At 70.6% G+C, this 24,460-nt stretch carries 21 protein-coding genes and 5 pseudogenes; 15 read left to right on the forward strand and 11 right to left on the reverse strand.

What is annotated here, in order from left to right; genetic code table 11:
• Window positions 1–46 precede the first annotated feature (46 nt).
• From SALPAC4_RS26975 to SALPAC4_RS0121590, 11 genes and pseudogenes are all read left to right on the forward strand, one after another.
• Window positions 47–428: pseudogene (locus SALPAC4_RS26975) on the forward strand (helix-turn-helix domain-containing protein); the annotation flags it as partial.
• Complete coding sequence (locus tag SALPAC4_RS27820; protein ID WP_019872118.1) at window positions 398–559, forward strand: hypothetical protein; 162 nt, start codon at window positions 398–400, stop codon at window positions 557–559. The pseudogene SALPAC4_RS26975 and the gene SALPAC4_RS27820, both read left to right, overlap by 31 nt.
• Window positions 560–824: 265 nt before the next feature.
• On the forward strand, window positions 825–1,643 hold the full coding sequence (locus tag SALPAC4_RS0121555) for a helix-turn-helix domain-containing protein (RefSeq protein WP_050565000.1): 819 nt from the start codon (window positions 825–827) through the stop codon (window positions 1,641–1,643).
• Between the two features lie 166 nt (window positions 1,644–1,809).
• A complete protein-coding gene (locus SALPAC4_RS0121560) occupies window positions 1,810–2,778 on the forward strand; it encodes a DUF1702 family protein (protein ID WP_027644961.1) in 969 nt (322 codons plus the stop codon).
• Between the two features lie 104 nt (window positions 2,779–2,882).
• A complete protein-coding gene (locus tag SALPAC4_RS0121565) occupies window positions 2,883–3,857 on the forward strand; it encodes a DUF1702 family protein (protein WP_027644962.1) in 975 nt (324 codons plus the stop codon).
• 91 nt (window positions 3,858–3,948) lie between these two features.
• Window positions 3,949–4,137: pseudogene (locus tag SALPAC4_RS29180) on the forward strand (beta-ketoacyl synthase N-terminal-like domain-containing protein); the annotation flags it as partial.
• Window positions 4,138–4,140: 3 nt separating this feature from the next.
• Window positions 4,141–4,329: pseudogene (locus SALPAC4_RS29185) on the forward strand (flavin reductase family protein); the annotation flags it as partial.
• A gap of 23 nt (window positions 4,330–4,352) precedes the next feature.
• Window positions 4,353–5,708 carry a cytochrome P450 gene (locus tag SALPAC4_RS0121575; protein ID WP_019872123.1) on the forward strand — a complete coding sequence of 452 codons (1,356 nt, stop codon included), beginning with the start codon at window positions 4,353–4,355 and terminating at the stop codon, window positions 5,706–5,708.
• 236 nt (window positions 5,709–5,944) lie between these two features.
• Window positions 5,945–6,784: pseudogene (locus tag SALPAC4_RS25540) on the forward strand (FG-GAP repeat domain-containing protein); the annotation flags it as partial.
• A gap of 21 nt (window positions 6,785–6,805) precedes the next feature.
• Window positions 6,806–7,408 (forward strand): annotated as a pseudogene (locus SALPAC4_RS25545) (enediyne biosynthesis protein); the annotation flags it as partial.
• A gap of 160 nt (window positions 7,409–7,568) precedes the next feature.
• Window positions 7,569–8,924, forward strand: coding sequence for an alpha/beta fold hydrolase (locus tag SALPAC4_RS0121590; protein ID WP_188116855.1), 1,356 nt, complete (start codon window positions 7,569–7,571; stop codon window positions 8,922–8,924).
• A gap of 45 nt (window positions 8,925–8,969) precedes the next feature.
• Here the strand turns inward: SALPAC4_RS0121590 and SALPAC4_RS28670 are convergent, their stop codons facing one another.
• Genes SALPAC4_RS28670 through SALPAC4_RS0121605 form a run of 4 tightly spaced genes read right to left on the reverse strand, consistent with a single transcriptional unit; the run spans window position 8,970 to window position 12,141 of the window.
• A complete protein-coding gene (locus SALPAC4_RS28670; protein WP_223874816.1) occupies window positions 8,970–9,578 on the reverse strand; it encodes a hypothetical protein in 609 nt (202 codons plus the stop codon).
• A complete protein-coding gene (locus tag SALPAC4_RS28675; protein WP_050565001.1) occupies window positions 9,551–9,910 on the reverse strand; it encodes a hypothetical protein in 360 nt (119 codons plus the stop codon). Before SALPAC4_RS28675 ends, SALPAC4_RS28670 begins: the two co-directional genes overlap by 28 nt.
• A 15-nt stretch (window positions 9,911–9,925) precedes the next feature.
• Window positions 9,926–11,566 (reverse strand): GMC family oxidoreductase, encoded by a 1,641-nt coding sequence (locus SALPAC4_RS0121600; protein ID WP_027644963.1) that lies wholly within the window; start codon window positions 11,564–11,566, stop codon window positions 9,926–9,928.
• Window positions 11,563–12,141 carry a DUF5987 family protein gene (locus tag SALPAC4_RS0121605; RefSeq protein WP_027644964.1) on the reverse strand — a complete coding sequence of 193 codons (579 nt, stop codon included), beginning with the start codon at window positions 12,139–12,141 and terminating at the stop codon, window positions 11,563–11,565. The genes SALPAC4_RS0121600 and SALPAC4_RS0121605 overlap by 4 nt, the downstream gene beginning before the upstream one ends.
• Window positions 12,142–12,447: 306 nt before the next feature.
• Here SALPAC4_RS0121605 and SALPAC4_RS0121610 point away from each other — a divergent pair, with 306 nt between their 5' ends.
• Genes SALPAC4_RS0121610 through SALPAC4_RS0121620 form a run of 3 tightly spaced genes read left to right on the forward strand, consistent with a single transcriptional unit; the run spans window position 12,448 to window position 17,225 of the window.
• Window positions 12,448–14,001 (forward strand): class I SAM-dependent methyltransferase, encoded by a 1,554-nt coding sequence (locus SALPAC4_RS0121610; RefSeq protein WP_019872127.1) that lies wholly within the window; start codon window positions 12,448–12,450, stop codon window positions 13,999–14,001.
• Between the two features lie 35 nt (window positions 14,002–14,036).
• Window positions 14,037–15,896, forward strand: a complete 1,860-nt coding sequence (locus SALPAC4_RS0121615) for a KedN5 family methylcobalamin-dependent radical SAM C-methyltransferase (RefSeq protein WP_223874817.1) — start codon at window positions 14,037–14,039, stop codon at window positions 15,894–15,896.
• 30 nt (window positions 15,897–15,926) lie between these two features.
• Window positions 15,927–17,225, forward strand: coding sequence for an extracellular solute-binding protein (locus SALPAC4_RS0121620; RefSeq protein ID WP_019872129.1), 1,299 nt, complete (start codon window positions 15,927–15,929; stop codon window positions 17,223–17,225).
• Here SALPAC4_RS0121620 and SALPAC4_RS0121625 read toward each other — a convergent pair.
• The 7 genes from SALPAC4_RS0121625 to SALPAC4_RS0121655 all read right to left on the reverse strand — a co-directional run bounded on the left by SALPAC4_RS0121625 (window position 17,195) and on the right by SALPAC4_RS0121655 (window position 23,836).
• Window positions 17,195–17,428: a hypothetical protein gene (locus SALPAC4_RS0121625; protein WP_019872130.1), complete on the reverse strand. Its 234-nt coding sequence runs from the start codon at window positions 17,426–17,428 to the stop codon at window positions 17,195–17,197. The genes SALPAC4_RS0121620 and SALPAC4_RS0121625 overlap by 31 nt on opposite strands.
• Before the next feature lie 150 nt (window positions 17,429–17,578).
• Window positions 17,579–19,126, reverse strand: a complete 1,548-nt coding sequence (locus SALPAC4_RS0121630; protein ID WP_019872131.1) for an FAD-binding oxidoreductase — start codon at window positions 19,124–19,126, stop codon at window positions 17,579–17,581.
• Window positions 19,127–19,153: 27 nt separating this feature from the next.
• Complete coding sequence (locus SALPAC4_RS0121635) at window positions 19,154–19,858, reverse strand: DUF2306 domain-containing protein (protein ID WP_019872132.1); 705 nt, start codon at window positions 19,856–19,858, stop codon at window positions 19,154–19,156.
• A 63-nt stretch (window positions 19,859–19,921) separates the two neighbouring features.
• Window positions 19,922–20,347, reverse strand: coding sequence for an SgcJ/EcaC family oxidoreductase (locus tag SALPAC4_RS0121640; RefSeq protein WP_019872133.1), 426 nt, complete (start codon window positions 20,345–20,347; stop codon window positions 19,922–19,924).
• A 31-nt stretch (window positions 20,348–20,378) separates the two neighbouring features.
• The gene (locus SALPAC4_RS0121645; RefSeq protein WP_027644966.1) at window positions 20,379–21,560 is read right to left on the reverse strand and encodes an acyl-CoA dehydrogenase family protein; all 1,182 of its coding nucleotides are present in this window, start codon (window positions 21,558–21,560) and stop codon (window positions 20,379–20,381) included.
• Window positions 21,561–21,589: 29 nt separating this feature from the next.
• The gene (locus SALPAC4_RS0121650) at window positions 21,590–22,492 is read right to left on the reverse strand and encodes a TIGR03560 family F420-dependent LLM class oxidoreductase (protein ID WP_027644967.1); all 903 of its coding nucleotides are present in this window, start codon (window positions 22,490–22,492) and stop codon (window positions 21,590–21,592) included.
• A 99-nt stretch (window positions 22,493–22,591) separates the two neighbouring features.
• A complete protein-coding gene (locus SALPAC4_RS0121655; protein WP_019872136.1) occupies window positions 22,592–23,836 on the reverse strand; it encodes a cytochrome P450 family protein in 1,245 nt (414 codons plus the stop codon).
• A gap of 311 nt (window positions 23,837–24,147) precedes the next feature.
• Here SALPAC4_RS0121655 and SALPAC4_RS0121660 point away from each other — a divergent pair, with 311 nt between their 5' ends.
• The gene (locus SALPAC4_RS0121660; RefSeq protein WP_019872137.1) at window positions 24,148–24,423 is read left to right on the forward strand and encodes a phosphopantetheine-binding protein; all 276 of its coding nucleotides are present in this window, start codon (window positions 24,148–24,150) and stop codon (window positions 24,421–24,423) included.
• The last annotated feature ends 37 nt before the right edge of the window (window positions 24,424–24,460 follow it).

The following is a 24,460-nucleotide window of genomic DNA, read 5'->3' on the forward strand; positions in this document are numbered from 1 at the left end:
GCGGATTCCAGTGGTCGTCGCAACACCCTGATCGAGGGGGTGTGTGATGGGGAGACCTATGGGCTGGACCACGATGGTGACGGGCGGACCCGGCGATGCGGTCGCCGGGTCGGCCGCTCAAAGCGCAGGGCAAAGGTGTGTGGGAGATCAGCCGGGCGGTTGGTCGTGACGCGTCCACGATCTCGCGTGAACTGCGCCGCAACGCCGCGACGCGGGGCGGTCGCATGGACTACCGCGCCGTGAATGCGCAGTGGCATGCCAAGCGTCGCAGTCGACGCCCGAAGGTCGCCAAGCTGGCCGCAAGCGATCGGCTGCGTGACTATGTGCAAGAACGACTCGCTGGGGCGATCAACGATGCCGGGGGCAGGCCGATCCCGGGGCCGAATGCGACTGCGACATGGACTTCTTCGAGCCGTACGCGGAGGCGGCCGAACGCGTCGCGCGGCAGGAACTCGATATGGTGACCTCCTACGGGCCCGGTGACGGCGCGGCGATGATGGTACGCAGCATTCTGCTCGCGGTCGCCTTCTCCGCCATGCGTGTGCTGGCCGAGCAGTAATTGATCGCGGAGCGGCCGGACGGAGGCAATCGGAAGTAAAAGCGCCGATATCCATTTCTCTACTTCGATGTTGCCGTGCGCAATGCGGCGACCGCAGGGCGTGTTGCAATTTCCACGAGGGTCGGTTAGCCTTCCTACTGCCCGGTAATGGTCGATGAGGTCGGTGCAGTCAACTGCCAGTCGTCTCTGCTCGATCATTCGCAGAAACTTATTTTAGCGCGCTCCAAGATGGCGCTTCACCGTGCCCTGCATTCGAGGAGGGAACATGAAAGAGGAGCCTGTGGAGGGTGCGGATCCGGCCGAACGAGCGGTCCTGCGGGCGATTCAGGTGATGCGAGAGCGCATGGGTGAACAGCTCACCGTCGACGATCTGGCCCGTGCTGCCATGTTCAGCAAGTTCCACTTCACCCGGGTGTTCCAGCGGGTGACCGGAGTCTCGCCGGGCCGTTTCCTCTCGGTATTGCGCCTGCAGCAGGCGAAGATGTTGCTCGTCTCAACCGGAATGAGTGTTACGGACATCAGCACGTACGTCGGTTACAACAGCGTGGGCACTTTCAGCTCGCGATTCAGTCGGAGTGTAGGGATGTCGCCGACTATGTATCGCCGGCGATCGGGCTTCGCGCCGGTGCTACCGGTGCGCGGCGGCCGGACCTGCGAGGCCACATTGTCCTGCCGGGTGCGGCTGGCCGAACCGGATGACAAAGCCGTGGTGTTCGTCGGCATCTTCCCCGACCGGATCCCGGAGGGACGGCCGGTGCGCTGCGCGGTCCTGAACGACCGAGAGCAGGTCCGCTGGGCCGCGATCCCGCCCGGGACGTGGTATCTCCTCGCGCAGTCCGCGTCGCCGGACGAGCAGCTCCTGCCGGACGGCCCCGACGACGCCGGCCGGCCGGTGGCGGTCGCGACCCACGGCCCGTTCTTGGTCCACCCGGGATGGTCGGCCAGTCTCGACCTGGTGCTGCGGCCCACCCGCCTGTTCGACCCGCCGGTCCTGCTGGCGCTCCTCGACGCCCGGGAGTACGCGATGGGCGAACTGACCTCGGCCCGGCAGGCCGGGGTGGCGCTGCTGCCCACGGTCGCCTGACGGCGGACCGGCCCGATGATCCATGCCCGGCTGGCCTCGCCGCCGCCCGGCTGATCGGCGAGCGTCTGCCGCGTCCCGGCCGGTGGCCGCCGACGGCGCACGACCGAAGTGGCCCGGCCGCCCGGTGGCCGCCCACGATGGCCGCAACGAGTCCCGGGAGAAAGCCATGCCGACTATGTCCGGTTCACTGCGCAGGCTGGCGCTGACACCGTCGCTGCGCTCCGTCAGCTTTGCCGGTCGCGGGTTCCCGGACGCGCTGGGCGACGCGGCACGACGCCTGGAGGCGATCCCGCAGTCGGTGGTGGTGGGGTTCGAGTGGGGCATAGAGGTGCGGGATCTGTGGGAAATCGAGCGCCGGTTGGAGCTGGTCGAGCCGGAGATGCGCGGGTTCGCGTACGAGGGTGCGGCGATGGCCTTCACGGTGCGCGACAGCATGGCCGGCGGGCGCGGGCACCGCACCCGCGACCTGCTGGCCGGGCCCGGCGTGCCGCACATCTTCCTTACCTACATCGGCATCGGGTTCGCGATGGCCTGGCTGCCGCGTCCGCTGTGGAAGTGGGTGCTGCCCGACCTGACCGGTACGCCTTACTACCCGACGATGAGCTGGTTGGCGGTCGACGGGTACGGGTTCGACCGCGCCTACTTCGACACGGATAGCTGGGTGACTGGGCAGCGGCGGCCGCCCGCGTACCCGTGGCGGGGCCGCCCGGACTACTTCCTTCGGGCTGTCGACCAGGGCATCGGACGGGCGCTTTGGTTCATCCACGGTGGCCGGCCCGTGGACGTCGCGGCGTCCGCCGGCGCCTTCGCCGCGCCACGTCAGCCCGACCTGTGGAGCGGAGTGGGCCTGGCTGCCGCGTTCGCCGGCGGGTGCTCCGCCGAGGCACTTCGGGAGATGACCCGCTCGGCTGCGGAGCATCGGCCGCACGTCGCCCAAGGGGCGGTGTTCGCGGCCAAGGCCCGCCACTTCTCCGGGTTCGTGCCGGAGCACACCGAGGTCGCGACCCGGGCCCTCGCCGGGATGTCGGTCGCGGCCGCCGCCGCCCTCGCCGACGACGTGGCGGTCGGCGGATTCCCGCCGACCGGCGAACCGGATTACGAGATCTGGCGGAAGCGAATCCGTGACCGCCTGTAGGAAAACAGTTTCGGCGGCCGGATCCGACCGCACAGGCCAAGAAGACAATCTCCTCCGAGCGGTACCACAATCAGCTCGAACCAGCACTCGGAAGGTGCCGAGTAATGTCTTTTATGGGAACTCTGCGGCGGCGTGTACTCACGCCGGACATCACCGAGACCACGTTCGAGAAACGCGGATTTCACACCTGCCGGCCAGAAGCGCGCCGACGGATGGAAATGGTGGGCCGGTATTTTCTGGCCGGCTATGCTGCAGCCGCCGAGGTCGCCCGACCGATCGATGCGGAAACGACCCTCGAGAACGTGCCCGCCGGTTATCGGGGCTTCGCGTACGAGGGCGCCGCGATGGGCTTCGCCGTCCGCTACGCCCTGCCCGTCGGGGGACGCCGGCACGTGATCGAATTCCTGCACGGGCGTGCCGGCAGCCACGTCTATATGGTATATGTCGGTGTCGGCTGGGCGATGGCGCGCATTCCCCGTTTCCGGTGGCCGGCTCTGCACACCGCCGATCCGTTGCTGCGCTGGCTCGTCCTCGACGGGTACGGCTTTCACCAGGCGTACTTCCACACCGCGCGGTACGTGTACGGTCCGCGTCCGCAGGACGATGCCTGTCCGTGGCCGGCTGGGGAACACGCGTGGTACGCCCGGCGGGCCATCGACCAGGGCATCGGGCGGGCCACCTGGTTCGTCGCGGGTGGCGACCCCGAGCGCGTCGCCCGCCTGTTGGGTGACTTCCCGGCAGAGCGCCGCACCGACCTGTTCAGCGGCGTCGGCCTAGCCGCCACGTACGCGGGCGGGGTCGACCGCGTGAGCCTGGAGCGGTTGTGGGAGCTGGCCGGCCGTTACCGGCCACAACTGGCGCAGGGCGCGACGTTCGGGGCGCATGCGCGGGTCCGGGCCAACCTGGTGACGTCGTACAACGAGCAGGCGGCCGAGGTGTTCTGCGGCATGTCGGCGACCGAGGCAGCGAAGTTACCCGACGAGGCGCGGACCGGACTGCCGACCACCGGGCCGGTGCCGGCGTACGCCATGTGGCGTGACCGGATCAGCGAAACGCTAGCCGCGCGTGGGCGCTGCTGACGTCTCGCCGCCCACCCGAGGTCCGAGGAGTGCCGGGGCAGGCCGCCGGGTGCCGGTCGGGGTACGTGTGCACAGGAGAGGTTGAGATGCGATGACGAGGATCGCGGTCATAGGTATGGCGTGCCGGTATCCGGACGCGACATCGCCCCGGGAACTCTGGGAGAGCGCGATCGCCGGGCGCCGTGCCTTCCGCCGGTTGCCGGATGCGCGGATGCGCCTGGATGACTACTGGGACGGCGACCCGACGGTGCCGGACAAGTTCTACGGCGGGTCAAGCGCCGCGCCGTTGTTGGCCGACGCCGCCGCCCGGCTCGAGTGCGCGCAGTGGCACACGTACGACGGCGGGGACCACAGCATCTTCATCGGCCGGCTGCTGTCCTTCGAGCGCGTGCCCGACGCGGACGTCCTGCTTTTCCTCCACGGCCGGTTCGGCCGGCTGCAGCGGGAGGCGGCCGTCGATCTGACCACCTGACACCCGCCGGGAGGGCGAACGTCATGACGACCACGAGTATCGACCGCCGGCGGCCACCCGGTCCGCCCCGTGCCGCCGCCCTCAGCATGCTGCTGACGATGAGCCGCGACCGGCTGGGCATGATGACCGCCGCGGCGCGGGCATACGGGGACGCCGCGTGGCTGCCGGTGGGCCACAAGGCGCTGTACTTCTTCAACCACCCCGACTACGCCAAGCACGTGCTCACCGACAACAGCGACAACTACACCAAGGGCATCGGCCTGGTGCACGCCCGCCGGGCGCTCGGCGACGGGCTGCTGACCAGTGAGGGCGAGCTGTGGCGCGAGCAGCGCCGGGTGATCCGGCCGTCGTTCCGGAGCGGGCGGGCGCCGGACCAGGCGTCCGTAATCGCTGAGGAGGTCGCCAGCCTGGTGGAGCGGCTGCGAGCCCGAGCCGGCGGCCCTCCGGTGAACGTGGTCACCGAGTTCACCGGACTGACCCTCGGCGTGCTGGGCCGGACGTTGCTGGACGTCGACCTGACCGCGCTGGCGACCGTGGGCGACGCGTTCGCGGCCGTTCAGGACCAGGCGATGTTCGAACTCGTCACGCTCAGCGCCGTGCCCACCTGGATCCCGCTGACGCGGCAGCGGCGGTTTCGGCGGGCCCGCGCGGAACTGGAGCGCATCGTTGACGACCTCGTCGCCCGTCGGGGCGACGTGTCTGGCCGCGACGACGTGCTGTCCCGCCTCATCCTGTCCACCGGCGCCGAACCGGACGCCCGGGTGCGCCGGCAGCGGCTCCGGGACGAACTGGTGACGCTGCTGCTGGCCGGGCACGAGACGACTGCCAGCACCCTGGGCTGGACGCTGTACCTGATCGACCGGCATCCGCCGGTACGTGAACGCCTGCGCGCCGAGGCCGCCGAGGTGCTCGGTGACCGCCTGCCGGCGTACCGGGACCTGCCGGACCTGCGGTTCACCACGATGGTGGTGCAGGAGGCGATGCGCCTGTATCCGCCGGTATGGCTGCTGCCGCGCCGGTCGAGGCGGGCCGACCGGGTCGGCCCGTACTGGGTCCCGGCCGGCTCCGATGTGGTGGTCTCGCCGTACACGATGCACCGGCATCCGGGGTTCTGGCCGGAGCCGGACCGGTTCGACCCGCTGCGGTTCGACCCTCGCAACGCCGCCGACCGCCCGCGGTACGCCTACCTGCCGTTCGGCGCCGGTCCGCGCGTCTGCGTGGGGAGCAACCTAGGCATGACGGAGGCGGTCATCGCGGTGGCCATGCTGTGCCGCGAGTTGCGCCTCGTCCGCGTGCCCACGCACGCCGCGGTACCCGAGCCGATGCTGTCGCTGCGCATCCGCGGCGGGCTGCCGATGTCTGTCCACCTCGCCGACTAGAGGGCACGAATGCCGGCCGCGGTACTCCGCGCGGGCGCGGATCGCCGCGCGCGGGCCCTGCCGCATCCGGTGAGAAGACATCGGGAGGGCACCGCACCCAGGCTGTCCTCGGTCCGCATCGTCGTCACCATCCGAAGGGGCCCAGTTGCCGACACCATCCGCCGGGCTCGCGCGCAGGGCGCTGCCGGGTGTCTTCGCCATCCTGTGGGCCGGAACGCTGTTCCTCGTCGCCCGCATGCCTGGTGAACACCCACAGCGATGCCGTCGTCGTCACCCCGGCGCCGACCGCCGCAGACCGCTATCCGCCGTTCGTGCTCGACCCGGCGCCGCTGCCGATGGGCCCGGCGATCGCGCCGATGGGCTGCGTGCCGGGCGACTTCAACCTGGACGGCCGGATGGACCTGCTCGTCTACTACTGGGCCGCACCCCGGTGCTGTTCCTGCATCGGGCGGACGCGACCAGTCTGCGCCTCGCCTCGTTCCGGCCGACCGAGTTGGTGCCCCAGGCGCCGTCACCAGACGGCACCTACCACGGCCCGCTGTGGAACACGAACGCCGTCGCGGTCGCCGACTTCGACGGCGACGGTCATCCCGACATCTCGGTGCACAACTACTTCCCGGACTCAGCGGTCCTCGACCCGACCGCGCCCGCCAACACCCGCATGAACCACTCCCTGTCGAAGGCGAAGAACGCCGGCGGCGCCCACGTGCTGCGCTGGGTCTCGGCCTCCGGCGGCACCGAGCCGGAGGCCCATTACCAGGAGGCGCGGGGGCGATCGACCCGGACGCGGCCAGCGGCTGGACCCTGGGCATCGGATCGGCCGACCTGGACGGCGATCTGCTGCCGGAGCTGTACCTGGCCAACGACTTCGGCAACGACCACCTGCTGCATAGCGTGTCCACACCCGGGCGGATCAGGTTCCGCGAGGTAGAGGGCCGCCGCGGCGCCTTCACCCCGAAGTCGATGGTCCTCGGCCGTGACTCGTTCAAGGGGATGTCAATGGACTTCGGGGACATCGACGCCGACGGCGGCTTCGACTGTTCGTCAGCAACGTCAATTCCGCCCTTGGGCTGGACGTGCCGATTCCTACGCGTGGGGTCGCGTTCGCGGTGGTCGTGGCGATCGGGCAGAAGGCGGTGCTGCGGGCCCGATCAACGGCCGGATGCGGAACTTCATGAATCCGTCCAACCTCGGCATCACTGCGGCCCTGCTGGTTTTCCCATGGGTGAACATCGCGCCGCCGTACCACTTCACAGCGGAGGTCCCGGACGTCTTCTGCCTGATGGTCCCGTTCATCGTCCTCACCGCCGGCACGGTCCTCAACGCCATGCTCACCAAGCGGCTGCTGCTGACCCTGGGCTGGCTCGGCGGCTTCGTGATCCAGGCGCTGGTGCGGCACTTCGCCTGGGACGTCGCGCTGTGGTCGGCGCTCGGCGTGATGACCGGCGTCGCGTTCGTCCTGTTCACCAACTACATGATCACCGACCCGGGACGACGACACCGTCGAGTGGTCGGGCGCAGTTCATTTCGGCGCGTCCGTCGCCGCGGTGTACGGCGTACTGCTGGCCTTCAGCGTCGTCTACACCCTGTTCTTCGCGGTCTGCATCGTCTGCCTGGCCCGCGGCGGGATGTGGTGGGTGAAGGAGCTGCGCGAGCGTGGCCGCCGCCGGGCGGAGGCGTTCGTCCCGGCGACCGCCTGACCCCCCGGCGCCCCGGCGAGGGCGGACCGGCCGTGGGCCGGTCCGCCCTCGTGCGGTCCGCGGGGGCACAGCCACGGAAAACACCGGCATTCTCCGAGATGACCGCCGGGGCGGCGCGGCGAATGCTGGAAGTCCGAACGCCGATTCCGAGGGTGGCAAGATGCGTCCGTATCGCGTGGACATTCCCCGGGCCGCCATTGACGACCTGCGCCGGTTGATCACCGGCGCCCCGGCACACCTGCGGGACCTCGCCGAGCACTGGCGGACCGGCTTTGACTGGCGGGCCGCGGAGCGGCGGATCAACACGTACCCGCAGTACGTCACTCCGATCGACGGCGTGGAGATGCACTTCCTGCACGTGCGGTCGGCCGAGCCGGCCGCCGTGCCGCTGCTCCTCACGCACGGCCGTCCAGGCGCGTGCGCCGAGTTTCTCGGCGTGATTGAGGCGCTGACCGACCCGGTGCGGCACGGGGGACAGCCGCACGACGCGTTCCACGTCGTGGTGCCGTCGCTGCCGGGAGGCGGTCTGTACGCCGCGTCCGGCGAGAACACCGCAGCGGCGTGCGCCACGCTGATGGCCCGGCTGGGCCACCACCGGTACGTGGTGCACGGCGGGGACCTCGGCGCCGCGCTCGCGCTGCGGATCGGCGAGCGGGATTCGGGCCACGTCGCCGCAGTGCACCTGTCCGCGCCTGCGGCGGCGCCTGCGGTGGACCCGTCAGTGGCGGCCAACTCCCCGGTGGGGCACCTGGCCCGGATCGCCGCAGCCGCCGTTGACCGCGACGACCTGCTCACCGTCGCCTCGCTCTCCTGGTTTACCCGCGGCACCGGACCGGACGCCGAGCCCGACCACCCGGCGCGGGAGGTGCTGCGGCGGGTGGATCCGTGGTCGCTGACGATGCCGGTCGGCGTGCTGTGCGCCGCGGACCGGGCGGACCGCGCCGCGGCGGAGCAGGTGCTGCCCACGCTGAGTCACTGGCACGAGCACGACGGGGACGCGACCCTGCCGGCCCTGACGCGGCCGCAGCTGCTCGTTGAGGACCTGCGCCGCTTCGCCGGTGCGGTCCGCACGCCCGCCGGCGTCGATCCGGCCGCCCTCGGGCCGGCGGAGTTCGCCTCGCTGGTCCGGCGCGCCTCCTCGGAGGAGTTGCTGGGCCTGATGCGAGGCGAGCGGCGCCGGGCCGTCCTGGAGCGGATCTTCCTGGACATGCCCGCTGTCTTCCGGCCCGACTTGGCCGGCCCCGACCGCAAGATCGTGCACTGGCACGTCGGAGACCGCACGGACGGCGGGGAGGACGTCTTCGAGCTGGTGCTCGCCGACGGCGTCTGTCAGGTGTCCACCTCGCCCCGGCAGGCGCCGCGGCTGGTACTGACGATCGGCGCGGTGGACTTCCTCCGAGTGGTGACCGGCGTCACCAACCCGACGACGCTGTACCTACGGGGACGGATGAAGGCGAAGGGTGACCTCGGGCTGGCCATGCGGTTCCCGAAGCTGTTCGAGGTGCCCCGGTCGTGACGGCGGGCGGCCCGCGCGTCCGGTCCGGCCGGTCCGGCGTACGCGTCAGCCAAGTGACGTTCCGGTCAGCTCGCGCCGCAGCCGGTCGCCGACGCCGCGGGCCGCCGCCATGCTGCCCCACGCGGTGACCTCGACCAGCGCCCGGTCGTCCTGGCCCCGGGCCAGGAAGTCGGTCACCAGCGTGTCGGTCACCAGGTGCGAGCCGGCCGCGGCGAGCAGAGCCAGCCGGGCGGCCGGGCGGTCGTCCTCGCCGAGCGGGTCCACGGCATCGGCCAGCCAGGCCCGGCCGCTCAGCCCCGTCCGGTCGCCGGCGGCGAGGCGCTCGCTTACCAACCGGCGTGCCTGCTCCGGGACGGATCGGGCTCCGGCCTCATCCATCGCCGCGGCGGCCCGGGCGAAGACGTCCGCGAGGGCGGGCTGGCCGCAGGCCCACGACAGGTCGGCCGGCAGTGGCGCCGCGGGCAGCATTGCCGCGTGGTCCCCGGCCGGCTGCGGCACGGCGCGCGCCAGGCGACCGAGGAGGCGCGCCGCAGCCCGCCGGACCGGTCTGCGGACCGGTCCGGGCAGCGCGGGCAGCGGCGACTCGGACAGGAAGATGTTCACCATGCGGTTGTTGTAGTGGAACGTCACGACGAGGGCGATCGCCTCGGGCACCTCGGCCGGGCCGAGGGGCGGGACGGACGGCGCGCTCGCGGACGCGGCGGCCGGTTCGCTGCGGACACCTCCACGGCCATCGCCTCCTTGGCCGCCCGGCCGAGCCGGCCCGGCACGAGCAGCGACTCGCGCAGCATCAGCCAGGTCGCGGCGAGAGCCGGCGGAGCGGCCGCATGGAGCGTCAGCGGGGGCGCGAGCATGCCGAAGTCCCGTTCCACGGCCCGGTAGACCGCGGCCACCAGGCCGGTTGCCGCACTCAGCGGAACCGGCGTGAGGTGCCGGACGTGCGTCGTGCCGACCGTACGGGTCGCCCGCGCGAACAGTGACACCATGCGACCTGTCTCCTGTCAGACGACGTTCGCGGTGGCCCGGCGTCCGGAGGTGGCGCCGTCCGGGGACGGAGCGCCGTATCGGACGGCCATGCCGCGCTCCTGCGCGGCGCGGACGATGCCCGGCACGGCGCGCTCGGCGAGCGCGGCGATGGTCAGGGCCGGATTGACGGTCAGCGCGCCAGGCACCGCCGAGCCGTCGGTGACGAAGATGCCGGGGTGGTCCCGCAACTCGTGCCGGTCGTCGAGAGCGGAGGTGGCGGGGTCGTCGCCGATTCGGCACGAGGACAGGGGGTGCACCGTGTACGCGCCGATCACGTCGTTGGTCCACGGCGCCACCCGGGCCAGCCCGTCGCGTTCCAGGATGTCCTTGACCTCCGCGTCGGCCAGCGACCAGCCGCGCAGCGTGTTCGCGGTGGGCCGGTACCGCAGCGGGCCGAAGCCGAGCATCTGCTGCGACAACCGGGTGGCGTTGCCGGTCTCCGGCGGCGGCCCGAACACGCCCTCGTTGTCGTCCTCGGACATTGTGAAGACGGTCAGCCACGACTGCCACTGTCGCAGCATCTCCTTCTTGGTCGCGCCGAACCAGCTCGCGTCCGTGCTGACCCCGGGCACCTGGGCCAGGATGGTGCCCAGCCCGGGCGGGAAGTACAGCTGCTCGAGGGAGAAGCGCTCGAACTCGGGCAGACTCCCGTCCAGCCGGTCCCATGAGGCGACGGCGGGCCCGCGGCCGATCTGGTACGCCCGGTACGCCGTGCCGTCGCCCCGGTCCAGCCCGAGCACGTCGCGGACCCGGTCCTCGTCAAAGACCGCGGTGTTCAGCCGCTCGCCGTTGCCGGAGAAGTACCGGCCGACCGCGTGCGGCATCGGTCCGAGGGCGCCCTCGGACCGGCGCAGGATCACCGGGGTCGCGCCGGTGCCGGCGGCCAGCACCACCAGCTTGGCGTCGATGGCGCCGCTCCCGTGCAGGACCCGGTAGTCCTCGCCGTCAACGACCCGGTAGTGCACCCGGTAGCCGCCGTCGTGGTTGCGGGTGAGCTCCTGCACCTCGTGCAGGGGCCGGATCTCGGCGCCGTGGGCGAGCGCGGCCGGCAGGTAGTTCAGTAGCAGCGACCGCTTGGCGTCGAAACGGCAGCCGGACATCATCCAGTTGCAGTTGGTGCACAGGCCGGTGTCGACGGCGACCGGTGTCGGGTTGGCGGTGCGGCTCGCATGGGCGCAAGCCGAGGCCCACAGACCGCCCGCGTACGGCACCTGGTCCCACGGCACCGTGGTGACCGGCAGCGCCTCGCACACCCGGTCGTACCAGGGGTCCAGGGTGTCGCGGGCGATGGACCTCGGCCACATGCGGCGGCCGATGCTGCCGCGGCGCTCGAAGACGAACCGCGGGGCGCGCGGCATGGTCGCGAAGTAGACCACGCTGCCGCCGCCGACGCAGTTGCCGCCCAGGATGCTCATGCCGTCGCCCACGACAAAGTCGAAGATCCGGGTGCTCGAGGTGCCGAGCAGGAAGTCGTGATCGAACTCGGGCGCGGTCAGCCACGGCCCCCGTTCTAGCACCACCACGCGGGCGCCGCCCGCGGCCAGATGGTAGGCCGGGATCGCCCCGCCGAACCCGCTGCCGACGACGACGATGTCGGCCTGCTCCACATCAGTCATGCCGGATCACCCGTCTGTGTGGTCCGCGGATGCGTGCCGGCCAGCTGACGGCCGTAGGAGAAACGCGGAAATCGGTACAGCCCATCTGGGCCGGGCCGGCGGAAGCCGAGGAACGTCAGCCCCGGGTGCCCGGCGGCGAACGCGTCGGCCGTGTTCCGGTGCGCGGCGCTGTCGAAGGCCATGTAGCTGAACATGGCCAGCCCCACCCACAGCTGCCTCTCCGGGTGCTCCGGAGCGGTTAGCGTCCGGACCAGGACGGTCCGGTCCTCGAACGCCAGCGCGACGAACGCGGGCAGGCCGGGGTCCAGCCGCAAGCAGCGCGCCGCGGCGTACTGCTGCGCGTGGTCGTTCAGCGCGTCGACCAGCGCGTCCAGGGTTGGCGCCAGCCCGCTGCCGGTCAGCTCCAGCAATTCGACGGCGCCGCAGACGGCGGCTCCCGGCCCGGGTGACGCGCCGGCGACCGCGACGTCCCCGGGGAAGCGTTTCTCGCCGGGGAGGATCGTGTCCGCGTACGCCTCGATCGTCATCGTCCGAATCCCGGACAGCGTTTCCCGCGCCGGAGAATCGACTTCCATGTTGATATTTCCTCCTGCTCGCACGGTCACCCTAAGTTCTCGGGCCGCATCATGGTCCGTACCGGGCGCGGCGCCGGACAACTTCAGCAATGCGTTGCCGAAATTGTCGTGCGGTGCGGGCGACAGCACTGTGGATACCATTCGGCCACGGTAGTCAAGCCGAGCATTTTCGAAGAGGAATTCCCGCGACCGGCCGTGTGAGCATCGCAGCACGGATTCCCGGAGAAGGACGATCCGGACGGTCGCCGCGACGCTTCGGTGAATCGGACTCCCTCGTTGACTGCATTCGAGAAAAGGGGCGAGATCGTGGTTGATTCCGCGGCCCATTCGGTCACCGCATCGATCGACTTATTCGCCGGCGCGCCGGCGGATCGGCTGGCGGAGGCCTACCAGCGGCTCGTCAGCGAACTCTGGCGCGACGGTCGTGCGACCGAGCACACGTTGCCGGCGGTGCCGCATCTCGTGGCCTGCTTGGACCGGGTAGACGAGGCGCGGCAGGGACGCCTGGCGATCCTGCTCGGGCTGCTGGCCGAAGTGGAGCGCCCGGCCGCGCACGGGCGGGTGCACGCCGCGGTCCGCGCCCCGCTCGACCGCTACCTCACCCTGTGGCGGCGGGCACCTCGCGGACAGGGGCTTTCGCTGGCCCTGCAGTACCTCCTCGCCCACTTCCCGGAGGACCGCCACCGCGTCCTCGCGGTCGCCGACGACCTCAGTCTCGACGCCGACTACCGGTCCCGGCTGGACCGCGCTCTGCTCCGGTTCGACGCCGACGACCCGGAGCCGCAGATCGGCCGTGCGTTCCCGTACCCGACAGCCTGGGAGATGGACGAGCGCGAGCGCGCCCACGACCGGGCGCAGGTTGCGTCGCTGTCCGCCGAGCAGAAAGCGGCACAGTGGCACAAGGACACCAGCACCGTGCTGGGCTTCATCGGCGCCCAGGCGTATTGGGCGGTGCTGCACGACGCGCCGATACCGCCGATCGAGCCCGACTCGCTTCCGCCGCGCTACCCCGACCCGCCGGAGGCGGACCCGGAGATCTTCCGCCGGCACGAGGCGGCGTTCCGCTGCCCGAAGTGCGGCGAGAGCCTGCGGTTCACCGCCGCCGCCGCCCGCTGCACTGGCTGCGCCGGGGCGTATCGGATCACCCGGGGCATGCTCGACAGCACCGCGTCCGCAGGCGGCACGGGCGGCGCGGATTTCCTGTCGCAGCTGGTGAAGATCCCCACGATGGCCCACTTCATTGAGTCGAAGGCGCGGCCCAACTTTAAGCGGCTGTGTGGCTTCACCTGGGACGGACCGGTGACGGCCGGCGTCGAGGAGAAGCTCATCGCCGAGCTGGTGCACCCGGTGGACGGGCCGGTGCTCGACGTCGCCGCCGGACCGGGCGGGTTCACCCTGGCGCTCGCCAAGGCGGTCGGGCATCAGCGGGTGATCGCACTGGACCTGATGCCGCAGATGCTCGCCTCGCTGCGGCACCGGTTGCCGCAGGTGCCGGCGGTCGTGGCGAACGCGCGGACGCTGCCGTTCGGCGACGGCACCCTGGGTGCAGCGATGTGCTGGAACGGCCCGCACGCGTTCCTGTACGAGGACACCGCCCCGATCTTCGCCGAGATCAGCCGGTGCCTGCGGCCCGGAGGCACCTTCACCACCTACAGCTTCCGCGACTCCGGGGACCCGATCTACCGGTACTTCGTCGGATCGCACCACTTCCCGCAGTCCGAGCACGGGCTGCGGATGTACGACCTGGACGAGTTCAAGGGCTGGCTGGCGGACGCCGGGCTGGTTGTGCGCGAGGAGTCGGCCGTCGGACTGGCCTTCTTCATCACCGCGGAGAAGCAGGCGCTCGGGACGCGTGGCTGAGGAGTAGGAGAGATCCGGTGTTGAAGGTCCGATTAATGCAACAGGGCGCTTGGGACATGCCGGTCGACTCCATGCCGCTCGCCGTCGGCTATCTCAAGGCGGTGATCGACGCCGATGTCGACTTCCGCGGGGAGGTCGAGGGGACGATCTCCAACTTCCGTGGCGGCGCGCAGCTGCAGGACATGGCCAAGGAACTGCTGAGCGACGAGGTCCCCGATGTGGTGGCGTTCTCGGTGCTCGGCTGGAACTACCGGAACTTCGGCGCGCTGGCCGAGACGTTCAAGCAGGTCAATCCGCGCGGATTGGTGGTGTTCGGGGGCAACCACGTCGCCTACCAGTCCGAGCGGGTCTTCCGTGACTTTCCCTGGGTCGACGTGGTGGTCAACGGCGAGGGCGAGCACACCTTCCACGAACTGCTGACCCACGTGCTCGAGCACGACACGTTCGACCCGGTGCACGTCCGGGGACTGTCCTACCGTCGCCCGGACGGCGGGCACGTCACCACGCCCGACCGGGACCGGATCGAGAACCTGGACGTGGTGCCCTCCCCGTTCCTCACCGGCGCCATCCCGATGGCCGACGCGGCCGGGAACTTCCGGTACGACGTGGCGCTGATGGAGACGAACCGCGGCTGCCCGTACAAGTGCTCGTTCTGTTACTGGGGTGGTGCGGTCGGCCAGAAGATGCGGTCGTTCTCCAAGGAGCGGCTCGCCGCCGAGCTGGACATGTTCGGCTACCACCGGGCCCCGTCCCTGGTGCTCTGCGACTCAAACTTCGGACTACTCGAGGCGGACGAGGAGTTCGTTGAGCTGGTGATCAAGACAAAGGAGAAGTACGGGTACCCGCAGGCGCTGATCACCAGCTGGGCGAAGAACAAGTCGCCGCGCTTCTACAACATCGTCCGGCAGCTCAAGCGGCACGGCCTGCACGGCATGTTCACCCTGGCGCTGCAGACCCTGAACGACGCGGCACTGACCGACATGCTCCGCAAGAACATGAAGGTCAACCAGTGGGAGAGCATGGTCGACTGGCTCCACGAGGAGGGCCTGGAGTGCTACGGCGAGCTGATCTGGGGAGCGCCGGGCGAGACCGTGGAGTCGTTCCTGCAGGGCTATGACCGGCTTGCCAAGAAGGTCTCCCGGATCGCCGTGTATCCGATGCTGCTGCTGCCCAACACCGCGTACGCGGAGAAACGGGAACTACACGGGTTCATCACCATCCGCGGCGAGGACGACGACTTCGAGTATGTGCTGGCCAACCGCACCTCCACGCTGGCCGAGAACATGGAGATGCAGCGTTTCGTCTTCTGGGCCCGGATGCTCGGCGAGCAGCAGTTCCTGCGGCACGCCTGGCGGCCCCTGCTGGACGTGATCGGGATGACGCAGTCGCAGGTCATCCAGGGAGCCAAGGCCTGGTTCGAGCGATCTGACGATCCGGCCGCCGCCGCGTTCCTGGCCAAGCCGCCGGTGATCGCGGAGTCGCCGGCAATCGCCGAGGCGCTGCGCGACCTGCACCGCCGGCCGGAACTGCGCGAGCTGATCCGGCAGTGGTGGCGCGCGAGGATCGTGCCCGCGTTCCCGGAGCCCTGGCGGGACTTCGCGGAGGCGCTGCACGAGTACGAGAGTTGGTCGCGGCAGGTCTACGTCGAGCCGGGCGAGGAACTGCCCCCCGGCTGGCACACCGTCGAACGTGACGGCGGAACCTGGTACGAGAGCGACCCGGTGTCCTTCCCGTACGACATGCCGACGGCGCTGCACGACTGGTCCGCGACGCTGGAGTCGGGGCCCCGGCTGGAGCCGACGACGCTGGTCTTCTCCGCCCGCCCCGGCTACTACGAGAACCTCGACAACTACGAGACCGCCTCGATGCACCTGGCGACCCCGCGTCGGGTCTGACCCCACGCTGACCCGAGGAGAGGGCTACGCATGACCGACAAGATCGTCGTGGACGCCTGGCTGGCGGACCTGGCGTTCCCGCACTACATGGACGAACTGTTCCGGCTCGGCCGGGAGTTCGGACAGGCGCACCCCGAATATGAGATCAGGATCCGGGGCCTGGGTTTCCGGGACGGGGCTGCCGCGGTGGCCCGGGCGGCGGCGGAGGGCTCGCCGGCGACGATCGCCGAGTACTACTACACCGAGACGCCGGACGCGCTGGACGTGCTGGACGCCGCTGGCCGTCCGCTGTTCACCTCGGTGGAGAGGGCGGTGGCGGGCCGCACCCACGTGCTGGGCGAGCCGGTCGTCCTGGACGACCTCCTGCCCGCGCTCCGCGCACAGTACAGCCGCCACGGTGAGCTGTTCTCGCTGCCTACGGTGGCGACCACGTTCCAGCTGTTCACCAACGTGACCATGCTCCGGGCGGCGGGCGTGCCGGACATCCCGGAAACCTGGCAGGACCTGCGGGCGGCGTGCGAACGGCTGGCCGCGTCGCCGGGCGGGCCGCGGTACCCGATCACGTGGCCGAACAACGGGATACCGTTCCAGCACGCGATCGCGATGCAGGGCGGCGAGCTGGCCGACCACGGCAACGGACGGCTCGGCCGGGCCCGGACCGTCGACTTCACCACGAAGGAGATGCTGGCCTGGGTTACATGGTGGCGCGACCTGCACCGGGACGATCTGTACCACTACACCGGCGAGCTGGGCGACTGGTTGGGCACCTTCGAGCTCTTCACCGAGCAGCAGGTGGCGTTCCGGCTGAGTTCGACCAACGACATCGGTACGGCTGCAGAGGCCGCCGCCGAGGCCGGGTTCGAGTTCGCGGTCTCCCGCTTTCCCTACAACGCCGACGTCCCCTATCGGGGCAACGTGGTCGCGGGGACCTCGCTGTGGCTGGCGGACGGCCTGGACGAGGCCACCCGGGACGGCGCGCTGGCGTTCATGCAGTTTCTCGGCAACCCGCGCAACGCCGCGCGATACCACAAGGCGCACAGTTTCATCCCGGTCACCCGGTCCGCCTTCGCCCTATTGGAACAGGAGGGCTGGTTCGCCGAGCACCCCTACCACCGGTCGCCCAACGACCAGCTCGACCTGGCCGCCAGCGTGGACGCCGCCCCGGGCGCGCTGATCGGGGACTTCTTCGAGATCCAGGTGGTGCTCACCCGGGCCATGCACGACGTGCTGGTGGCGGGAGCCGATCCGCTGGAGCGCTTCGCCCGGGCGACCACGGAGGCGCAGGAGATGCTGGACCGCTACCTCGCCGAGCACCCGCCCTCGCGGTAGCGCACCGGGCGGGGGTGTCCCGCTGGACTCGGTCGCGCGGGGCCGGCGAGCGCGACCAGGAAGAACGCGCGTTCGAGCTGCTTGTTGAGTGCGGTCATGACCAGCTCGGCCAGGCGTTCTCCCATGCGCGAGGCGTTCTCGGAGGCGATTTGCTTCGCCTCCGGGTCGTCGTCGAAGCCGACCGGGATTTCTCGCTCGGCCAAGCCGTGCGCATCAGCTCCCGCGACAGCAACTGCCTCGGCCGCCGGCCCGGCGACATCACCCCCGGATCGTGCCGACGACAGGGGTAGCAAGCCATACCGGGCCGAGCGACCGAGCGGTCCCCGGCCGGGGACGATCCAGAAGGTGACGTGTCAAGCGGGGAGTTCGATCGACAGCGCGTGGTGGAACTCGTTGCGGGGGTCGTAGCGCTGCTTGACGCGCTGCAGGCGCGGATAGTTGTCCTTGTAGTACAACGTGGACCAGGGAACCCCGGAGGTGTTCCACGCGGGGTCGGCAAGGTCGCGGTCGGGATAGTTGATGTACGCGCCGTCGTTGTCCTCGTCGGGCACCGGCACGCCGCCGGTCTCGGCGTAGACGTCGTGATAGAGCGCGCGCAGGTCGGCGATGCAGGCGTCGTCGTCCCGCTCGTCGGACCACGCCGAGAGATAGGCCGCCTTGAGGATGGAGTCGCGCTGCGCGATCGCGGTGCTGTCCGGTGCCACGGCGTTCACCTGCCCGCCGTACCCGATGAGGATGAGGTTCAGCGACTTCTCGCCGTCGGTGGCCAGGTGGCGGTACGCCGTCCTGCTCTGCTGTTCGGTGTAGGCCCGGCGCAGGTAGGCCGACTTCAGCTTGAACCGGCGGGTGGCGATGTCGCCGGGTTCGCCGCGGTTGGGGAAGGTAAAGAAGTACAGCCAGGGCACGACCTCGTCGGTGTTGCGGGTGACCGGCTCGATGCCCACGTTGCGGGACACCTCGTCGAAGAAGTCGTTCGTCAGCTGCTCGGCGCCGGGGACGTCATCGTCGATCATCGACCCGACGACGATCATGCCGCCGGACCGGTGGGTGGCGGCGAAGAACCCGGTGAGGTTCGCGCCGGCGCAGCCGGGCTCGCTGTTGCGCTCGAACCAGCCGCAGACGTCGCGCAGCAGCCGGACGAACGCGTCCTCGGTCATCGTGTCCCAGGACCAGCCGATCAGGCCGTTGCGCCACCGGACCGGAGCGCGGGGGAGCAACTCGCGAGGGTCGGTGGAGGTGGCGCCGGGAGTGCGCACCCAGCACCGGGTCACCACGCCGAAGTTGCCGCCGCCCCCGCCGGTGTGCGCCCACCACAGGTCGTGGTGCGGGTCGCCGGGGTCGTCGGTGGCCACGACCGCCCGCGCCCGCCCGTCGGCGTCCACGACGACGACCTCGACCGCGCACAGGTAGTCGACGATGGCACCGAGCCGGCGGGTCAGCGGGCCGAAGCCCCCGCCGGTCAGGTGGCCGCCGATGCCGACCTCCGTGCCCTCGCCGGCCGGGAGGGTGACTCCCCAGCGCTTGTAGAGCCGGCGGTAGACGTCGCCGATCGTCGCCCCGGGTTGCAGCGCGAACGCGCGCCGCTCGGGGTCGAAGGACACCTCGTTCATCTCGGACAGGTCGATCAGGACGCCGCCGTCGGTCGCGGCGGAGCCCTCGAAGCCGTGGCCGCCGCTGCGGACGGTGACCCGCTTGCCCGCCACCAACGCGTCGCCGACCGCGGCAACGACCTCCCGGGTGTCAGCCGGCACGTACACCCGGTCCACGCCGGCCACGAACCGCTGGTTGTAACCGCGCAGCATGCTGTCGAAGCGCGGATCGGCGGCGGTGATGACGCTGCCCGCGTACGACGGTGTCCGCGCCGCCGCCGGCCCGGGGGGCCGGGTCTCGGTATCGGTCACGCTGCTACCTCCTCTCTCGATCTGCGCTCATCGCGGCAGGTACTCCGGCCGCTTGTCGGTGTGGTAGAGCCACAACTGCACGAGAATCAGGTTGACCACCCAGCCGACCCACCGCGCCGCCTCAAGCAGGTAGCCCACGTCGACGGGCTCCGGCAGCCGGAGCCCCACCGACACGATCACCGTGCCCCACACGTTGTTCATGGTGAGCGCGAAGGCGTAGAGCATGTACCGGCGGTGCACCGCGTACCGGCCCTGGCGCGCCCGGATGAAGCCGACCGTGACTACGATCAGCCAGAGGATGGTTGCCATCGACACCCCGATCTGTCCGATCGGCGGCGCGAACGGGACGATGGACAGGCCCAGCACCCCGGAGATCAGCGCGGCGACCACGTAGACCCGCCCGGTGATCCGGTGCACCCGCGGGTGGGTGCGCCGCATCCAGGGCCACACCTGAATGATCACGGCGAACACCGCGACGGTGCCGAACCCCATGTGTCCGAGCAGGCTCGGCCAGTACAGCGCGTAGCCGTCGTGCGGCGGGATTGGGGCGGTCGACTCGTTCAGGTCTTGGAACGGCAGGACGGTGTAGATCCACCAGCCCAGCGTGACCAGGAACAGTGGGACGATCCAGGGGCGGCGCCACCAGACCGGTCGCGTCCGGTTCGCCGCGGCCGGGCCCCGCTCGTCGGTCCGCACGATCCCGGCGGCTTCCTTCTTGATGTCGTACGTCATGTCTTCGACCTCCTGCTCGGACAGGCGATGCCGGAGTCCGAGCGGTCCCCGGCCGTCGTCGTCTCAGTTCGCGTTTGCTGGGGTGTTCTGGTATGCGGCGAGCCGCCACTGCCCGTCGCGGCGCACCACGACCCAGGAGGCCCGGATGGCGGCGGCCGGCGACACCTCGCTCTGGCCGGCCTCGAGCACCCCGCCGTGGGTGAGCAGGATGGCGGCGTCGGTGCCGAGCATCCGGATTCCGAGCGGCTTGCCGGTCACCTGGGTGCCCTTGTACCGGCCCTGGTAGGCCTCGCGGAGGAACGCGCGGATCTCTTCCCGGCCGTTGCGGTGGACACCGGCCAGAATCATGGTGCCGTCCTCGGTGAACAGGCCGGCGAAGCCGTCGGCGTCGTGGTAGGCCCAGGCCGCGATCACCTTCTGGGTGAGAGCGGCGATGCCGGCCTGGTCGGCGTCGGAGGGTTGGGTTGCCGGGGAAGTGGTTGAGGTCATGGCTCTGGTCTTTCTCTTCGTCCGGGGGGGGTCAGATGTACTGGGTGTTGGGGTCCAGGCCGCACAGCACGCGTCCGTACAGCTCGGTGTTGGTGTTCGGGTGCATCAGGGCGTGCAGGCTGATCGCCTGCACGTCACGCGCGATCCGCTGGATCGGCACGTCGGTGTAGATCGAGGAGCCACCGCTCGCGCCGGCGAGGATGTCCACCGCCTCGCGAACCAGCTTCACCACCGCGCCCATGTCGGCCCGTGCCCGGATGCGTTCCTCAATCTTCCACGGCGCGCCCTCGGTGCCCTTGGAGTCCACCTGGGTGGCCAGGCGCCGCGCGTGGAACTCGGCCGCGTCCAGCTTCAGCGTCGCCTCGGCGACCTGCAGGTGGGTCAGCGGAGCCGCGCTCTGGCTCTCGTAGTCGGTGTAGGTGATCTTGCGGTCGCCCAGCCGCTGCAGGAACGTGTCCAGGGCCGCACGGCCGAGGCCGAGCGCCGTGCCGACCGACGAGGCCGCGGCCACCGGGAGCAGCGGAAGCCGGTAGATCCGCGAGTCGGCGCTGCGCTGCGACGCCGGCTCGCCCTGAAGCACGGCGCCCAGGGGCAGCACCCGCTGCTGCGGGACAAACAGATTCTTGGCGACAGTGCTGACGCTGCCGGTGCCGCGCAGGCCGCTGGTCTGCCAGTCGTCAACGACCAGCAGGTCGGACATCGGGACCAGGGCCATGACCGGGTACGGTTCGCCCGCGGGCGGCACCAGGACGGCGAGAATCTCCTGCCAGTGGCTGTGGTGCGCCCCGCTGGTGAACCGCCACTTGCCGTCCACCACGATCCCGCCGTCGGCGGGGGCGGCCATCCCGGACGGGCTCAGGGTGCCGCACACCCGCACGTCCGGGGTGGCGAACACCTCGTCCTGCACCTCGTCGGGGAACTGGCACGCCATCCAGCCGGGGATCGCGTACACCGAGGCCACCCACGCGGCCGAGCCGTCGCCCCGGCCCAGCTCGGTGGTCACCTCGACCAGGGTGCGGGTGTCGGCCTCGTAACCGCCGTACCGCTTGGGCCGGCGCAGCTTGAACACGCCGGCGTCGGCCAGCCCGTCGATCACCTCGTCGTGCAGCCGCCGGTTCTCCTCTGCCCAGGAGGCGTGCTTGCGCAGCAACGGCGCCAGTTCGGCCGCCTTGCGGACCAACTGCTCGCGCGACGGAGTTCCGATTTTGGACACAGCTCTCCTCCTGTACGGGACGGGTTTTCTCAGGACTCGACCGGCGCCGGTCCGGCGCCGGCGACCACGGGGAGGACCTTCTCCCCGATGATCTCGATCTGCCGCAGCGGGTCGTCCGAGGACAGCAGGATGCCGACGACCGTGTGCACGCCCTCGTCCGCGAGCTGGTGCAGCTGGGCGATCAGGTCCTCGACCCCGGCGGCGCCGGGGCCGACGTCCAGAGGCAGGGCGCAGGTCTTCTCGATCGCGTCGTAGTCGCGACCGGCGTCCGCGCAGAGCCGGCGCAGCAGGTCGAGCTTGCCGGGCAGATCCGGGCCGGGGGAGAGGTTGCAGGCGTCGGCGTACCGCGCGACCAGCCTCAGCGTCCTTGGCCCGCCCCCGCCGAGCATGATCGGCGGATGCGGCCGGCTCAGGCTCTGCGGCAGATTCAGCGGCCGCTCCACCCGGTAGTGCCGCCCCTGGAACGGACGCTCGTCGCCCTGCTCGCCGTGCCAGTAGCCGCGCAGGATCCGCAGTGTCTCCTCCAGCATCTCAAACCGGGCCGCCACCGGGGGGAACGGAATCCCGGAGCCGGTCGCCTCGTCCTCGTACCAGCCGACGCCCAGACCGAGGGTGGCCCGGCCACCGGACAGGACATCCAGGGTGGTCACCGTCTTGGCTAGCAGTGCCGGCGGGCGGAAATGGACCCCGGCCACGAACGACGCGACCCGGCACCGACGTGTGTGAGCGGCGATCGTCGCGAGCGTGGTGAAGCACTCCAGCTGCGGCGCCTGCGGACCGCCGGCGTGCGGCCCCTGCCAGAGATGGTCGCCGACACCGACCAGGGCGAACCCGGCGTCATCAGCGGTCCGGCCGATCCGCGCCACCGTCTCTCCCGTCGCGGCCGTTCCGCCCTTCCAAGCGAATGCTCCCAGTGCCACTCCGACGTGCACGTCACCCTCCTTGCCGAATACGTGAGCCGTCCCGGATCCGAGAGTCGCACCCGCCCGCGGCCGGCCACTTCCTTGAGATTGCGTCGATCGCCGGGTGCCTCAGACGGCGGTCGCGGCTGCGGGGGCGGGGACCAGCCGGACCGGCAGGGCGCGGTGGCCGTTCATGATGAACGTGGGCAGCGGCTGCAGCTCCTCCGCCGGCACCGCCAGGCGCAGGTCCGGGAACCGCTCGAACAGCCGGGACAGGCCGATGGTTGCGACCAGCCGGGCGATCCCCGCGCCGAGGCAGTAGTGCGGGCCATGGCCGAAGGAGACGTGCTCCTTGTTCTCCCGGGTGACGTCGAACTCACCGGCGGTGTCGCCGTGCAGCGCGGGGTCGCGGCCTGCGGCGGCGTAGTTGATCAGGATGGGATCGCCCTGCGGGATGGTCACGCCGTCCAGCTCGATGTCGGTCACCGCGTACCGCAGCGGCAGACTGGCCAGCGGGCACTGAACGCGCAGCACCTCGTCGATCACGTCGTCCCAGCCGGCCCGGCCGGACCGCACAAGCTCCAGCTGGCCGGGGTGGGTGACGAGCGCGGTCACCGCGTTGTCCAGGAAGTTGATGGTGGTTTCCGAGCCGGCGCCCAGGATCGCGAAGATCGTGTCGGTCAGCTCCGAGTCGGTCAGCTGGCCGCCGTTCTCGTCGTCGCGCGCGGCGATCAGGTCGCTGGCGATGTCCTTGCCGGGTTCCCGGCGCTTGGCGGCGATGAGCTCGTCCATCGCGGTGCGCCATCCAGTGAGGATGGCCTGCGCCTGCTCCGGGCTGACCGTCGTGTCCACCATCAGGTCCATCGCCTTGGCGGTCTGCGCCCGCTGCTGCTCGGTCATCCCGATCAGATCGGCGATCAGCAGGGCCGGCAGCGGATAGCAGAACTTCTCCCGCAGGTCGACCACCTCGCCGGTTTCGGCGGCCAGCCCGTCGAGCAACTCGTCGACGAGCTTCTCCACCTGGGGCCGGACCGTCTCGACGCGCTGCGCGGTGAAAGCCTTGGCGATCAGCCGGCGCAGCCGGACGAGGTGCTTGCCGTAGGCGGTCACCATGTTGTCCATCGCGACCCAGCTGATCATCTCCCAGTCGGGCGGGATCTCGTCGTTGATGAACTTCGGCCAGTGGTTGCGGGCGTTCTTGGTGACGTTGCGGTCGAGCAGCAACCGCCTGACGACGTCGTAGCTGGTGATCGACCAGGCGTGCACGCCGCCTGGCAGCTCCACCTTGACCGCCGGGGCCTGCGCGCGCAGGCGGTCGGCCTCAGCGTGGATGTCCCTGCCGCTGGGGTCCAGGACAGGGCAACGGTCGGGCATGGGTGACTCCTTGTCGGTACAAACGGGACCTCGGCGGCCAGCGCCAGTCTCGCAGCGGCCAAATCCAGGGCGCACCTCGCAGATTGCGAGCATCGCCGGGCGGGTTGGCGCCCAGCCGTACCGGTCCGCATTCACAGAGAAGACCGGGCCGCGGGGCGATGCAACGATTCCGCAGGTAAGCCCCTTCGCCGAGCGCCTTTGCCCGCCACCGGAGGGCACTCGCCCCACCGCGGGCGCTCCACCACCTCACGACCGGGCCGTTCACCGTGCCCGAAGCAACCCGGAGTCGGCTCGACAGAGAAGGACCTGACATGAACGACACCCGCCACAGCGATTTGCGACTCCAGGAGATCGAGAACCGGGTCGGGGAGATCTGGAACCGCGTCCTCAAGGTGCCGGCGGGGATGCGCGACGCCACCTTCTTCGAGCTCAACGGGGAGTCGATCGCGGCCGTCCGGATCGTCACGTGGATCGAGGAGGAGCTCGGTGTCTTCGTCGACGTCGGCGACATCTTCGAGGAGGACCCCACCCTGGCGCAGTTCACCCGGACCGTCGTGGCCAAGGCGTCCTCGCCCTCGTCGCGCTGACGCGGCGTCGTGCGACACGAGGGAGAGGTGGGGGAGC

It is taken from the genome of Salinispora oceanensis (genome assembly GCF_000383575.1).
Lineage (GTDB): Bacteria > Actinomycetota > Actinomycetes > Mycobacteriales > Micromonosporaceae > Micromonospora > Micromonospora oceanensis.

Bases quoted from the DNA above. Each gene is read 5' to 3' on its own strand.
- SALPAC4_RS0121575 (WP_019872123.1), top strand. From the start codon at position 4,353: ATGACGACCACGAGTATCGACCGCCGGCGGCCACCCGGTCCGCCCCGT.
- SALPAC4_RS27820 (WP_019872118.1), top strand. From the start codon at position 398: ATGGACTTCTTCGAGCCGTACGCGGAGGCGGCCGAACGCGTCGCGCGG.
- SALPAC4_RS0121555 (WP_050565000.1), top strand. From the start codon at position 825: ATGAAAGAGGAGCCTGTGGAGGGTGCGGATCCGGCCGAACGAGCGGTC.
- SALPAC4_RS0121640 (WP_019872133.1), bottom strand. From the start codon at position 20,347: ATGACCTCAACCACTTCCCCGGCAACCCAACCCTCCGACGCCGACCAG.
- SALPAC4_RS0121590 (WP_188116855.1), top strand. From the start codon at position 7,569: ATGCGTCCGTATCGCGTGGACATTCCCCGGGCCGCCATTGACGACCTG.
- SALPAC4_RS0121660 (WP_019872137.1), top strand. From the start codon at position 24,148: ATGAACGACACCCGCCACAGCGATTTGCGACTCCAGGAGATCGAGAAC.
- SALPAC4_RS0121565 (WP_027644962.1), top strand. From the start codon at position 2,883: ATGTCTTTTATGGGAACTCTGCGGCGGCGTGTACTCACGCCGGACATC.
- SALPAC4_RS0121560 (WP_027644961.1), top strand. From the start codon at position 1,810: ATGCCGACTATGTCCGGTTCACTGCGCAGGCTGGCGCTGACACCGTCG.
- SALPAC4_RS0121655 (WP_019872136.1), bottom strand. From the start codon at position 23,836: ATGCCCGACCGTTGCCCTGTCCTGGACCCCAGCGGCAGGGACATCCAC.
- SALPAC4_RS0121620 (WP_019872129.1), top strand. From the start codon at position 15,927: ATGACCGACAAGATCGTCGTGGACGCCTGGCTGGCGGACCTGGCGTTC.
- SALPAC4_RS28675 (WP_050565001.1), bottom strand. From the start codon at position 9,910: ATGGTGTCACTGTTCGCGCGGGCGACCCGTACGGTCGGCACGACGCAC.
- SALPAC4_RS0121600 (WP_027644963.1), bottom strand. From the start codon at position 11,566: ATGACTGATGTGGAGCAGGCCGACATCGTCGTCGTCGGCAGCGGGTTC.
- SALPAC4_RS0121635 (WP_019872132.1), bottom strand. From the start codon at position 19,858: ATGACGTACGACATCAAGAAGGAAGCCGCCGGGATCGTGCGGACCGAC.
- SALPAC4_RS0121605 (WP_027644964.1), bottom strand. From the start codon at position 12,141: ATGGAAGTCGATTCTCCGGCGCGGGAAACGCTGTCCGGGATTCGGACG.
- SALPAC4_RS0121615 (WP_223874817.1), top strand. From the start codon at position 14,037: ATGCAACAGGGCGCTTGGGACATGCCGGTCGACTCCATGCCGCTCGCC.